General features: G+C 29.3%; 14 protein-coding genes. 12 read left to right on the top strand and 2 right to left on the bottom strand.

Translation table 11 applies throughout. From position 1 onward, the window contains the following. Nucleotides 1–10: 10 nt before the first annotated feature. From bhDAH_RS06415 to bhDAH_RS06375, 9 genes are all read left to right on the top strand, one after another. Entirely contained in the window at nt 11–385 is a 375-nt protein-coding gene (locus bhDAH_RS06415) for a BlyB family putative holin accessory protein (protein WP_020732472.1), read from the top strand. Then, on the top strand, nt 382–747 hold the full coding sequence (locus bhDAH_RS06410) for a BBA14 family lipoprotein (protein WP_020732471.1): 366 nt from the start codon (nt 382–384) through the stop codon (nt 745–747). The genes bhDAH_RS06415 and bhDAH_RS06410 overlap by 4 nt, the downstream gene beginning before the upstream one ends. A gap of 430 nt (nt 748–1,177) precedes the next feature. Continuing rightward, entirely contained in the window at nt 1,178–2,290 is a 1,113-nt protein-coding gene (locus tag bhDAH_RS06405; RefSeq protein WP_020732470.1) for a plasmid maintenance protein, read from the top strand. 32 nt (nt 2,291–2,322) lie between these two features. Beyond that, entirely contained in the window at nt 2,323–2,889 is a 567-nt protein-coding gene (locus bhDAH_RS06400) for a DUF226 domain-containing protein (RefSeq protein WP_020732469.1), read from the top strand. Beyond that, nucleotides 2,865–3,617, top strand: a complete 753-nt coding sequence (locus tag bhDAH_RS06395) for a ParA family protein (protein WP_020732468.1) — start codon at nt 2,865–2,867, stop codon at nt 3,615–3,617. The genes bhDAH_RS06400 and bhDAH_RS06395 overlap by 25 nt, the downstream gene beginning before the upstream one ends. Before the next feature lie 57 nt (nt 3,618–3,674). Further along, nucleotides 3,675–4,220, top strand: coding sequence for a chromosome replication/partitioning protein (locus bhDAH_RS06390; protein WP_020732467.1), 546 nt, complete (start codon nt 3,675–3,677; stop codon nt 4,218–4,220). Between the two features lie 983 nt (nt 4,221–5,203). Then, on the top strand, nt 5,204–5,764 hold the full coding sequence (locus bhDAH_RS06385; RefSeq protein ID WP_020732466.1) for a hypothetical protein: 561 nt from the start codon (nt 5,204–5,206) through the stop codon (nt 5,762–5,764). A 2-nt stretch (nt 5,765–5,766) separates the two neighbouring features. Further along, entirely contained in the window at nt 5,767–7,119 is a 1,353-nt protein-coding gene (locus tag bhDAH_RS06380; RefSeq protein ID WP_020732465.1) for a PBSX family phage terminase large subunit, read from the top strand. Nucleotides 7,120–7,701: 582 nt separating this feature from the next. Then, entirely contained in the window at nt 7,702–8,631 is a 930-nt protein-coding gene (locus bhDAH_RS06375; RefSeq protein WP_020732464.1) for a hypothetical protein, read from the top strand. A 309-nt stretch (nt 8,632–8,940) separates the two neighbouring features. On the opposite strand, the gene bhDAH_RS06370 is transcribed toward bhDAH_RS06375, so the two are convergent. Together bhDAH_RS06370 and bhDAH_RS06365 are read right to left on the bottom strand one after the other, a co-directional pair. Then, complete coding sequence (locus tag bhDAH_RS06370) at nt 8,941–9,393, bottom strand: arthropod-associated lipoprotein (protein ID WP_020732463.1); 453 nt, start codon at nt 9,391–9,393, stop codon at nt 8,941–8,943. Between the two features lie 915 nt (nt 9,394–10,308). Continuing rightward, nucleotides 10,309–11,097, bottom strand: coding sequence for a S2/P23 family protein (locus bhDAH_RS06365; protein WP_020732462.1), 789 nt, complete (start codon nt 11,095–11,097; stop codon nt 10,309–10,311). 274 nt (nt 11,098–11,371) lie between these two features. On the opposite strand from bhDAH_RS06365, the gene bhDAH_RS06360 reads away from it, so the two are divergent. The 3 genes from bhDAH_RS06360 (at nt 11,372) to bhDAH_RS06350 (ending at nt 13,532) form a co-directional block, all read left to right on the top strand. Beyond that, nucleotides 11,372–11,923, top strand: a complete 552-nt coding sequence (locus tag bhDAH_RS06360) for a hypothetical protein (protein WP_062705930.1) — start codon at nt 11,372–11,374, stop codon at nt 11,921–11,923. A 136-nt stretch (nt 11,924–12,059) separates the two neighbouring features. Then, on the top strand, nt 12,060–12,635 hold the full coding sequence (locus bhDAH_RS06355; RefSeq protein WP_247098906.1) for a hypothetical protein: 576 nt from the start codon (nt 12,060–12,062) through the stop codon (nt 12,633–12,635). Nucleotides 12,636–12,848: 213 nt separating this feature from the next. Beyond that, nucleotides 12,849–13,532 carry a hypothetical protein gene (locus bhDAH_RS06350; protein WP_062705924.1) on the top strand — a complete coding sequence of 228 codons (684 nt, stop codon included), beginning with the start codon at nt 12,849–12,851 and terminating at the stop codon, nt 13,530–13,532. The last annotated feature ends 400 nt before the right edge of the window (nt 13,533–13,932 follow it).

Here is a 13,932-nt window from a genome sequence, read left to right as displayed (position 1 = left end):
GGAATAAATTATGTTAAACAAAAATAATACCAACTTGGGAATAGTCTTTCTTCAAAACTTAATGGAATTTTTTGGATACAGCGACACTTATGACGATGAAATTTTTGAAATAGGAATAAAAAAAGCCATTGATATTTACAAATACATGAATACTCTTTACTTGACTTCAATGCAAAAAATGGAAGTTAAAGAATGCAAACAAATAGTAATGGAACTTGAAACCATACTTAATAAGATTACGAATCTTATTAACGCAATTAACACTGATGCTGATCCTACATCAATTGAAGAATTACGACTTGAACGCAATACCCTTATGGAAACCAAAACCAAATTACTCAAAGAAGAATTAGAGGCAAGGGGCAAAAAGGGGGGAAAGAAATGAAGATAAAATTAATTCTATGTCTAATTACTCTATTGCAATTCATTATATTAAGTTGTACTTCCATAGCCTCACTACCAGAAGAACCTGAAGCACCTATTGAGCCTACACTTAAGAACTTAAGCATATATGAAGCAAAACTTACAGGTTATGCATTGTATCTAGAAACATTTTTAGTTCGAACTAAACAAAAATTAAGAGATTCGGACTTTCCAACCTTTACCTTACTAAACTCCAGTGTTCTAAGAGAAGAGCACACACTAGAGGCAGTTAAAGACAATATAGCGCACTTAAAACATTACATAAATAATACAAAACCAATAGCTATTTCTGTATACAAAAAATATAGTAAATTAAAAAAGTGAATTTAAAAAACATCATCATTTACTCTTTCACAAAAAAGTCCCTATTTGGGACTTTTTATTTTAATGCATTCAAATAAAATCATATTTTCAAGGAAAATTTTAACAAAACAAAAGATATTGAAAAAATATTAAAGATTTAACACGACTTGCCCTTAACAAGGCTCGTCCATTTCCAATTAATTTTAAATAAAAATTACTAGTACTTATTTACTCTTAATACAAGTGTTTATTCTTATGATATAGCAAAAACATAAGTTTGTAAAGCACTTTTTAGAGAAATCAAACACAATAAAAAAATAAATCAATATTTAACCTTATGAAAATAAATATTAATTTATTTTCATATTTGTTAAAACAAGTATTTACTTTTAAGATAAATTGTATTATTAATTAACTTAAGACTTATAAATACTTATATTAGGAGTAAACAATGAAAATCAAAAGTATAAAGGGAAAAACCAATAGATATCAATACAACTTAATTGTGCTTATATCTACACTTAATTTCATGAATTTCAAACTAAAACGATACACACAAAAGAACATTTTATATTTTTTTAATGGCAACTTAAAGAGGAATAATCAAAAGATAGTCAAGATCAAAACACTACAGAATTATTTATACGCACTTGAGAAAAAGTTTAAACTCACACTCAACTACTGCAAACACCTAGGCAAGCAATGTGGCAGTGAAATTTATTATACGCTACAATATTCAAAGAAAGAATGTCACGCTAAGATAAACTCACATTTCAAGCATCTTAAGGAAGAGAAGATAAACAAATTTCAAGAAAGAGTAAGGATTTACGGCAAAGAAAATGGGAGTCCAAAATGGGAGTGTATTAATAATATTAATAATAATAATAAAAGAGAAGAAGAAATATTGATCAAATACATAAGCAAATGCAAATTCAGGATTGATTTACCCTTCACTTTATTAAACTTGAAGATAAATAAGACAGTAAAGATAGAACTTATAAAGGAAATAAAAAGGTATGAAAAGAGCATAAACCTTCTCTCAGAGGAAGACTTGACCTTAATTAAAGGTGAGCTTAGAAGTGGGCAAATAGGATGTGTTGAGGACTTTTTAAAACGAAAGGGATATTTAAATAAAAATACCCAAGGTAATAGCTGTAAACAGGCAATTAAGGTAGAGAAACTTAAGGAAATACTAGGTAAAGGGGAATTGGAACTTAAGAAGCAGAATTATGACGAAGAGGCATTAAGAGAGGAGTTTAGTAGAATATATGAAACTTATAAAGAAAAGCCCCATTTCATAATAGAACAAGACAAATACAGAGATTTAGATCGTCTAATAAGGAAAATAAAAACCAACATTAAGACCTACCGAAAACAAGAAAGCGAAGGAGATGATATAAAAAACAATATTTTTAGTATATTATTAGAACAGCTAAGGCATAGAGTAGATATTAGCGTATTGATACCTGCCTTAAAGAAATTTATTAATACTAAGGATGAATTAAAGTATAGCAAAGTGGTTGATAACACATATTATTACGAATTGCTTAGGATTATAAAGTAATAAATTATTAATTATACCAAGGAAAAGGAAGGATGGTGGCTTTACTAGAATTATTGAAGCAGAAGAAAAAAGAAATAGATCCCAAGAACCAAAGGAAGGGAAAGAGTAATATTTTCTCTAAAGTAGAAGAGATTAATAAACGCAAGATATATCATACTAAGATATTTAATGACTTTTACACATTTGGGATAAGTAAGAATGAGCCAACTAAGTTTTTCATATCTCTTAGAGGGATTTTCAACATAGAAGACATAAGCATGTTTCATTTATTCTCAATAAGAGATGATGATGATTTTTTGGGTATTTATTACGGGATTAAGAAATTAGACAAGGCATTTTTAGTAAAAAATTTTAATAAGAGGGAGACTTATACTTTAAGGAAGTGTGAGTACATAGAATTTAGATTTAAGAAGGGCGGGGTTTTTTGTTATTTAAGTGGCCTGCATAATTTATTAAAAAAAGATAAGGTTGAGAGTTCCTACTATCAGACTTTACTAAGTATACTCCTAGAATTAGAGAGGGAACTTTATGCATTTTATGGGAAAAAATTGCCGGAAGGGGGTATCATTCCAAGATGGATACAAAAGAGACAAAAGTAATTACAGTGGCATCAATTAAGGGTGGTGTGGGTAAGAGCACCACGAGTCTAATATTTGCAACGCTTTTATCACAATCTTTTAAGGTATTAATTATCGATATTGACACACAAGCATCAACTACCAGTTATTATTTTAATATCATAAAGGAACAGGGAATAGATTTGTTTAATCGGAATATATATGAAGTGTTAATATCAAATCTGCATATTGATAGTTCTGTTGTAAATATTAATAGTAATTTAGATTTAATACCAAGTTATTTGACTTTGCATAAATTTAATTCAGAGTCTATTCCTTATAAAGAATTTAGGCTAAAAGAACAATTAAAGTTATTGGGGTTTGAGTATGATTACATAATACTTGATACCAATCCAAGCTTAGATTTTACTTTAACTAATGCTTTAGTATGTAGTAGTTACATCATAGTGCCAATTACGGCAGAGAAATGGGCAGTTGAGAGTTTAGATTTATTTAATTTTTTCATAGAGAAATTATCTATAAAGGCTCCTATTTATTTGCTTAATACTAAGTTTAAAAAGAATAATACGCATAAGGAGTTATTAAATATTTTAAAAGAAAATGATAATTTTTTAGGTACAATCTCCGAAAGAGAAGATTTAAATAGGAAAATAGCTAGAAACGATGTTTTTGATTTAAGTAAAGATTATATAATGGAGTACCAAAATACGCTTTTAACTTTGATGAGTAAGATAGGCATTATGGCTTAAGCTTGAATAATAGTTTACGTACACTTAGTGTACGTAAAAGGCAAAGGAGGGTTAGAAATGGGAATAGAGGTTAATAAGAGGAATTTGGCTAAAGAACTTTCACCTGAAGAACAGATATCTATTCACTATAATAAGCTTAAGGAGAGATTGAAAATTAATTTTCAAAAAGAGATCTTTTGTAAAATTGAGGCAATGAAGGTATTAAAAGAGATTAAGGATAAGGAGTATTACAAGCTTGATAATTATGCTAGTTTTGACGATTTTGCCAAAGATTATCGGCTTGCAAGGACTCAGACTTATAAGTATTTAAAGATAGCCACTGCTATTGAGGAGGGAATTGTAGAGGAGAAGTATGTCATTAACAATGGGATCAATGGAACCATGTTTTTGTTAAGGAATAAAGAGGGTGTTAATATAAAGAAATCGAAACAAAATCCGTTAAGGCCTTTAAGGTTTCAGCTTAAATGTTCTGATGCATATGCATTTTATAAGCAAAATGCCAAGCTTACAAGCTTTCTTTTAGAGAAAGTTTTCTCGGAAGAAAAAGAATTTTTAGCAAAAATAATAAGTCAATTTGAGTCTTCAAAGAGGGGGAAAAAATAGGATAATAGATTTTGTGATGTTGGATTTATTTCTAAGAATTTTTTGAAAATAGTCTCCTAATGCAGATAGGTCAAAGATCTTAGAAATAAACCTAACGTGGAGAGAGTAAAAACTTTAATATTTTTTTGTTAAATTTTTTAAAGTCCAGTCAAAATGTTCTAGTTTTTTGGTTGTATTTATAGGTAAGTGGACTTTAGGTAAGTAAATAAATGTTAAGGTAATCAATTTTTTTGGTATTTTTTAATTTTTTTTTAAAAAAACTTTGAAAAATATTTGCAAAATGTTTGAAATTGTTATATATTATAGTTAGTACAGATTGACATGCAATGTGTCACTCTTAATATAAGGACCTGTTACCTTAAAGGGTTTATTAGGGGCTTTGAGGCCAGAGTTCCTAGTAAACCCTTTAGTTTTTGAGAGGCAAATAACAATATTTTTTCATAAATTCTCTTTATCGGGGCAATAAGCCCCTGGTTCTAAGAGTATAAAATAGGGATCTGAGATATTTTGTTGATTTTGGGTTTTAGTGCAGAGTAAAATTTTACGTTTAAAAAATAGCATAAATTGAAAATCAATTTTTATTTCTTTACATTTTATGAAAGTTTGGATTGACATTGTTCTAGTAATATTTTGGTATTAGCTTTTTAAGTAGTAGATTTTTATGGTATCAAGTTTATGTTGGTGTTATGAATTTTATTGTTTTTTATTTTTTATTGCTAGTTAATTCGATTTAACCTATGTTTTATGTTAAAATCATAATTAATATTACATTATTTATTAATTTAAAGGTGATTCTTAACTTAAAATGATTTTTAATCATACTTTTCTCCTTTTTGTAGATATTGGATATAATCCAATATCTACTTTATGTGTAACGAGTTTGCCAGGCAGTCAAGTTTTTGTGTTAATGTTCTAGGTTTTTATTGAATTTGAAATGCATTAAATCTTGTTTTTTTGTAAAAACTTGTTTACAATTTATTTAAATGGCATTTAAAAATAGGGAAGCAAAATATAATATTTTATTTAAATCAAATTTAAGTACAGCTGATATTGCAAAAATTTTGGATGTTAGTGAATCCACCGTTTTAAAAGTTAAACTTAATATTTTAGGTGAGCTTGCAAGTAATCCGGGTAGCGCTGATATTACGTCTAGGTCTTCTAGTGATGTTGATTTGGGTGATCTTGCTAGAGATGCAACTTGCGAGGCTTATAGGCTTGAAGGGGAGCGCGATAGCTTTTATAAGTCATTTTATAAAATTGCAAATTCTTACATAAATTCCCATTTTAAATATAAAGAACTTACTCTTAGGTCTGATTTTAAAAAGTTAATTGATGTTAATAGCGAAATTTTAAATTTAGAAAAGGAAATAAGCAATAGTGATGATGAGAGCTTATGTAAGAAACTTAGATTTGATTTAAAGCGCAAGATTTATAAGAAGAACCTAATATCTAGAAAGCTTATTTTAAATGATATGAAGGAAGATTATGAGTGCTTGATTAAACTTAAGGAAATTTTTAAGTCTAAGGGCTTAAAGTTGGGGTAATCTTGGAATTAAACGATTTATCAGTTTTTATTAAATTGCAGAAGAGATTTAAACAAAAATTTAATATTAATATTGCCACATTTTCACAAAAAAAACGAAAAGAAATTGATTTTAAATCGTTTGAAGAGAAGTATTTAACCCTTAAACAGAGGGAAGTACTCTTGGATTTAAATAATAATTTTTGCTCTAAAATAATCTTTAATGGTGGAATATCTAGTGGTAAGACATTCTTAGCATCATATTTACTTATTAAGTTTTTGATTCAAAATAAAGATTATTATCACAAAGATACTAATAATTTTATTGTGGGCAGTTCCATTGGTGCATTGCTTACCAATACACTTAAACAGGTAGAGAAGATATGTAATCTTTTAAATGTAGAGTATGTTTTAAAGGTTTCTCGCAGTGTTTCATGCACCATTGCGGGCCTGACACTTAATATTTATGGTGGCAAGAATAGTGATGCTTTCTTTAGGATTAGGGGTAGTAATTCTGCTTTGGTGTATGTCAATGAGGCAACCTTAATGCATAAAGAAACTTTGCTTGAGATAATGAAAAGGCTTAGACAAAAGCCATCCATTATTATTTTTGACACTAATCCCGATCATCCTGCACATTACTTTAAGAGTGATTATATTGATAAAAAAGATATATATAGGACATATAATTTTAGTATTTATGATAATCCTTTAAACTTGAAAGATTTTATTGAAACACAGGAAATGATTTACAAAAATTTATCTGCTTATAAGGCCCGAGTACTCTTAGGAGAGTGGACTGCTAGTACTGATGCGTGCTTTAATGAGGTTATTCTTAATTGTGATTATACATTTAAAAGTCCAATTATGTATGTTGATCCTGCGTTTTCTGTTGGTATGGACAATACTGCAATTTGTGTACTTGAGAGGGTGGGAGATAAGTATTATGCATATATTTATCAGGATAGAAAACCTATAAGTGATAATTCAATTCTTAGTGCAATTAATGTGCTTGCGGAAAACTTTAATATTAATACACTTTATGTTGAGGATCGAGATAATACCGATGGACATGGGTTTTTAACAAAAATTATGATATCCCTTCGGCAAAGCATGAATCATTATTTTAAAATATCAGCAGTTAAACCTTTAAGCAATAAGTTTGTGCGAATATGTACTCTAATACCCTTATTTAACGCCCGTAAGATAGAGTTTTTAAAGATTATAGATAAGAATGTTATTAATGATATTTATAGCTATAGTGGTGCTTCTAAAGGCAAAGATGACGCTCTTGATGCTTTGAGTGCTTGTTATCTACTCTTAAGTCTTGAATATAAAGATAAACTTAAGCATTTCTCCAAGAGCAGATATATTTAACTTGCATAGATTATTGTATATAAGTTTAAATTTGAAGCTACAGCCTCAAAACTGCAGCTTGCGTAATTCTTCAAGTCTATTATAATGGAAGAATCATTATAAACATGACTTTTTAAAAAATATAGTTCAATTTTTTTTATATACACATATTTTTCTAAAAATTATGTGAAATTGAGCATTTATTTTGAACTGTTTAATTTGGAATGCAATTTTTTTAATCAAGAGTTTTTTTGTAATAAACCTTATGCTCAATATGTTAAGCGTATGGACCTTACATTGTGGACTTTTTAATTTTCCCTAATTTAAAAATTAAAATATTGCCTTTTATTAGAAAGTATAATTATTATTTGTGGAAATTTAGTAATATTTATCTACTTTAGAAAAGTATGACTTAAAATAAATAGAGACACTTCTAGCAAGTTAGTAGATATTACTATAATGAGATTACTTCTAAATACTAGAATTTATTATTGATGGTTTAAAGTGCGCTGTGGTGCGCATAGCTTAGTGTATCGTATGTATTTGTATGTTATACTGATCACAATAATTATTTGTATTGTTTAATGTATGAGGGGGAGGAGTTTGATAGTTAGAGTAATTATTATTGTATCAACAGTTGTATTATTTATTTCATTGCTTGTTTATAGTCGAAATTACTTTCCAAGTTTGCAGGGTATGTGGGAAAGTAAAAATTCAGATTTACAAAATGCTAGGGAAGAGAAGGCAGATGTTTTTAAGGATGAATTTGATGATATTACTTTATCAAAAGTAAATGACAATATTTTTTCAAACCAGAAAAATAAAGTCCCAGAAGGTATGATTAAACAATTTCAACTTCCATCTGTGGCATTTGATGTATCAAGATTGTCAAGTCCTTTTAATAACTTGGATATAGATTTGAGTTATATTGGGGCAAATCTATCTTATGATGTTAAAGATGGACGCATAGAGTCTGGTAGTCAGCGTAATCAAGTTGTGGAAAAGGTACTAGATGCAAAGTTAAAGAGTATAAGTCTTTTAGTTACAAAACCTGTTAAGAAGATCTTAGGATCAGATTATTTTCCTGAAATTTTACATGAAATGAAAAAAAGAGGATTTAAACCCAAGCATTTATTGATGATACTTTTAGGATTTAGAACCGAGGCTGGGGCAGATATTAATATAGAGATGAATTTTGATCATTTAAGTCTTGTGGAGAAGGCTTTAGCGCAAAAAGATAAAGTTATTAATATTAGAAATAAGAGTGCTTATGCAGTAAAATTAAATTTTTCAGCTAAATCTGAAAATCATGATAGATTATTATTGCCGGGGGAAGTTAAATATGATAGTTCAACTTCTAAAGTAATATTTAGGAGTGAAGGTGAGCTGAATTTTGGTCAGGATGCTTCAATTATGATGCAGAAGCTTGAAATTGTTAAGATCTCTGTAGGGTATGTTGATGTGCTAAGGAATTTAATGACTGTAAATCAGTTAAGAGATTTCCTTGATGAGAATAGGGATGCTATTTTATGAATAGCAAATCAATATTGAATGTAAAATTAATTTAATATTTAAGTATTTAATTGCGGGACAAATACCTTGCGGCTTAGAATTAGTAAATGTGAAGAGTAATTTAATAGTATGTATACCAGGTAGATATTTAAGTTTACATCCTTTTTGTACTTAACTTATAAGATATTATTGGTTTTAAGTTGCAATAATAAAGATATAAAACAAAACGCACTCCTTAGGGAGTGCATTTTCATTAATCTATCTGCAGTCTGTATGACAACAGCCTTGTCGATTGCAAATTTTAAAATAACTTACAATTCCTAAAAGGGTTTATCCTTCTAGGGCGTCTGTAAATTTCTTAAGAACATTATTAAAACTGCCGGCTTGGGCTGCATCGCCATCTGTAAATCCTAAAGCTTTAATTACTTCTATAAGTTCTTTGTCAATCTCAGCAACATTGGCACCTGCATTCTTTTTAGCAGCTTCAAGTGTTTGTTTAGCAGCTAATGCTTTTGAGAATTTATCTAGATCAGTACCAGTTGCTGTAAATGCAGCATCCAATTTGGAGTCTTGATAAGTTTTACCTGCTGATGCTGGAGGTAAAAGAGCCTTAATGTCCTCAAAATTTCTGGCAACTACTGTTAGTTTTGCGGGGTCTTTAATAACCTTTACGTAGGCATTGCCTTCTCCTGTTCCAAGTTTTGTTGGATCTGCTTTTGAATTTTGATCACAGCTTAATAAAGCAAATAATGCTACGATAGCACCTAAAATAATTTTTTTCATTAAACATTCTCCTTTTTACCGCGTTGTTTAACACGATAACATAATTTGTTTTATAGTTATGTTATCATTTTTAATTGAGAAGTACAAGAGTGTTACATGTTAATAAAGGGTATTAATAAAGAATTTTTTTCAATTAAAGGTTTTAAAATGCTTTGTACGCAATCTGTGAAGGGTGTTTTAGATTTTTATACTTTTCTTAAGTGTTTTTAAGTAAGATTCAAGCGACAAGAGGAAGTATTATGAAGAGACGTTGAACTAGTGGTAACAAGTAAAAGTGGTGGCAGTTCACATTCTGTGCGGGTGCATTAATTGCATATTTTATTTGAAAAATATAACTTTTGGAAGTTATATTTAATTTTTTTATTTAAAAAACTTGATCTATTTAGATATTGATATATGTTTATTATTAACAATAAATAAGGCATACATGCTTGAAAAATGTTGGAGATGTAGGTTTATTTAGCTATTTTAGCTTTGGTGCTGTTTCCTTCTTTCACATATTGTGAACAAAAAGCCTAAGTACTAAAGAAGGTGGTGGCTTAAGTTATAATATTGGCAGTTTAGGCAAACTTAATGCTTAAACTGCATTAATTTAAATATATATTTTGTTTAGCTGTTTTTATTTGTTATCTGTATTTGTTTAATTTTAATTTATTTTAATTTTGATGGGTGGGTGGTAGATTATTAGGATATGTGTTATTTTAAAGATATTGTTCAGGAGCATTTAAATCGTTTAATTATACATAGGTAATTAAGTAGCAGCTTTGCTTAATGCTAAGCTAGCGTTGTTATGATACAAGATCCTACACTATAGTCTATAAAGCTATGGTGTAGAATCTTTGTTTTTATGTTTTTAACATTGATTAACATTAATTAGCGTTAATTAACACTAAAGTTTAACATTAAAGTTTAACATTAAAGTTTAAAATTAGGCGCAGTCTTTGTAATATCAGGATATCGGTTTAGTATGCTTTTTATTAACTTAACCAGATAGCTGGTATCAAGTAATATATGATATTCCTTAATGGTATTGCTTGTCTTATGCTTAACCTTGATTTTGGCTTTTATGTATTGTGCTTGTGTAAGTGCTGGTATTACTTCTTTATTGTTATATGGTATCCAAAATGGGTTTGTATGAAAATAGCCAGGTTCTTCTGAGTTTTCTGTTGTTGCTGGTTTGTATAGTCCCTCAATTCCTGGATATCTTCTTGCATTGAAATTTAAGCGAGGCGTATCTGTTAAATTAAAGCTTGTAACTTCAAGATCCTCACCACCATTTTTAGTGGTCTCGAATAGTACAATAGGCATAATTTTGGTGTTAAAATGGTTGTTCAGTTTAATAGGGGATATTGAATAAGCATATCTAAGCTTATTTTCAAGAGTACTCATAATCTTGCCATCTAGTCCTTTAATGCTTATAGCTTTGTTTTTAATCCATGTTGCATATTTTGTTGTAAAAATTAATGAAATTTTTTTGGTGCCTTCTAGCATTACATATGGTTCTTGCGTATTTTGTATTAAAGTGTTAGAGGGAGATTCAAATTCTTTAGGTTTTTTGTGATTAAATTTACTTAGGTAATTGTCACGTTTAACGCTGCGTCGTTTGCTTTCATCTTGATTGTAATTTAAATTTTGAGCTCCTTTATTATTGCATTGCATGCAAAATATTGCAGTGGGTACTAATAATAAAATCTTCATATCCATAAAATATTTCTCCTTAAACTTATCTATGAATTACTTCATGCTGTTTATCCTTAAGTAATTTAGGGATTATTGCTTACTAAAGTATCGCATGGATTTCTATTATCGCATAAGTTTGTAACTTTATCATCTTGATTAAGAATCATATACATAATGTATATTAACATGTATTTGTCATTGCAAGTAGTTGATTCTTAAGACTTGTTATTTTATTATTGTTTGTAAGCATAAATATTGTAAAAGCTTGAATTATGTTTTATAATGGGATTCAAGGGTTATGTTGTTAAATGTTATTTTAATATCAACATTTTTAATTTTTAGCTGTTCACGTTCATCCTCAGAAGAGATTGAGGTTTTGCATGATGTTAATCATGGGAATCTTAGAACTAAGATGATTTTAAGAAACGATGTAGGTTCGATTCATATGAGTTATCCTGATAGGGTTAATGAGGATAATAATGACTACCTTGTTTTGGATTTTAATATTTCAGCTAACAAGCCTCTTAATCTTTTAAAGGTTTCCTTTAATGGTATTGAAGTTGAGCATAAATATTTACGGTCGTTTGATAATCAACAGTTGGAACTTGCTGATAAGCAGTATATTTTGCCTTTTGATGATTCAATTGAACTTACAGGATTTTGGATTTACCTAAAGTCTGAACTTAATGAATATTTAAAACTTGTAGAATTTGCAAAAAATGAAGGTCTTAAATTTGATGTTGAGTGTGTTGAGCGCAAGAGTGGTGTTAAGAGAAATATTTCTTTTAGCTTCAGTGTAAATGGTGCGCAGAAATTTTTTGACCTTGTTGATAAGTTTAAAGCTATTTGAAGTTTTTGCTTAATTTTTTTAGTAAATATGTTTGGTGGATAAATATATGAATAAGATTAGGGCATTTGCATTTAAGATATATATTTTTTTGCTTATATGTTTTTGTATATTTTTCATATTCTTTTTTGTTCTATACTTGAAGGATAAGGTATTAAATAACTTATTTTCGACAAAAGAGAGGTATAGTTCAACTCCGCATACTAATATGATAGGGCAGAGTACTTATTTTAAAGAATTTGATTTAGGTGGTATAAAGAGTATTTTCTTTAAAGCGTTGTATATTAATGCCGAATCTGAAGATTTTAAGGCCTTAAAGGATTCCGAGAGAGAAGAGCTCATAGCTTCTCATCCATCTTTTACTCTAAGTTTTAAAATAGTTGATAAAGGACGCTTAATGAAGTTTAAAAATGTAATTTTTGATGGAGTTGATGCTAGGCTTTATAATTATAAAATAACCAAACCGGAGTTTAACTCATCAGATGTGCCATATTTTCAAATTGTTGGTAGTAATGATTTGGACCGGAAGTATTTAAAAGAGTATTCAGTTAAAGTAGTTAATAATTTGACTATTACACTTAATGAAGCCCTATTTAAGGCTTTGCGCGAGCAAGTAGGATTTAAAATTACTTTAGTCTCTCATGATGATGTTGAGTATAGCATTGAGACTGTTAATTTCTTGTCCGAAGAAAGGTATTTTGATATTTTACATTAAAATTAAAACCTTAAAATTTAATTGATATTTAAAATTGATTTAAATTTTATTGAACTTATTAGTACGTATATGCATTTATTTTTATAATAATAATTTAAAAATTTTATTTGGATTTAGAATTTACTGTTATATATTATTTCTATTCATAATTTGAGTTTTAAAGATCGATTATGAATAGAAATTTATAATTAGGAGAGGAAATAAGAGAATATTATGAAAAAGTTACATATTATTTTTATATTTTTCAGTGTATTTATGTTTAGCTGTGACCTTTATGAAGGTTTAATGGCAGATGTTCAGTTGGGTGATTTGCGTGATAGGCTTATGTCTTCTAAGCATGTGTCTTCTGAGCCAGGAGCAGAAGATTTAATTGTTTCTGGGCTTTCATCTATTCTTGAAGGCATTGGCGATGTTGGTGTTCAAGTATTAGGAGCTGTTGCTGATGTTGTTCAAGGCGCAGAAGCTTCTGAGGAAACTGAAGAGCAAGAGGAAGCTGAAGAGCAAGCTGAAGAAGCAAAGGAAGCTAAGGAAGAGGGAAGTTCTGATGAGCAAAAAGAAGAAGCTAATAGTCAAGGAGTAGAAGTTGCTGGTACTGGTGCTGGATCAGAAATTGCTGCTGGTTTGAGTGTTAAAACTGAAAGTGTTGGGACTGCAGAAGTTGTTGAGCCAGAAGTAAAGACCCCAGAGGTTTCTGAGAAATCAGAAAGTACTAAGACTGTTACCCAAACATCAAAAGGTACTGTTCCTTCAAAACCAGCTAAAGCCCCAGCTGCTGCTAAACCAAAAGTTGCTAAGCCAAAAGCTGTTAAGCCACGCTCTTCATCTGGTTGGAGTGGAATAGGCAGTTTATTCCGTTCATTATTTAGTGTTTCTTCTACATCATATCATGGGATTTAAAGCGGTAGGAGTTATTGAGATTAACTATGAAGCAAAAAGTGCTCTTTTTTAAAGAGCACTTTCTTAAGTATAGTTGAGGGTACAGAGGTAGTATTAGTTCAGGTAATGGCAGAACAAGTGATGTTAATAAGTAAATCTTAAAATGGAAAAGTACATTTAATATGTGTTTTAAGTATATAAGATTTAGCAGTTTTCTGTACATCAATATTGTTAATTGATATACCCCAAAGTTACGTTAACTTTGGGGTATGTTTTTTCTTTCATTTCCAATGGTTTTCAAGGTTTATGTCAGTAATGACAAAGAGCTTAAGGGTATTTTATTTAGATAAAATTTCAAAAAATTTACTTTAAATTTAAGTTTATTGCTATATACTATTATTCTAATACTTATGGAATTTGT

The sequence above is a fragment of the Borrelia hermsii DAH genome (genome assembly GCF_023035675.1).
In the GTDB taxonomy this organism is placed as follows: domain Bacteria; phylum Spirochaetota; class Spirochaetia; order Borreliales; family Borreliaceae; genus Borrelia; species Borrelia hermsii.
The sequence above is the reverse complement of the archived record's forward strand: the minus strand, read 5'-3'. Positions and strand labels throughout refer to the sequence as shown.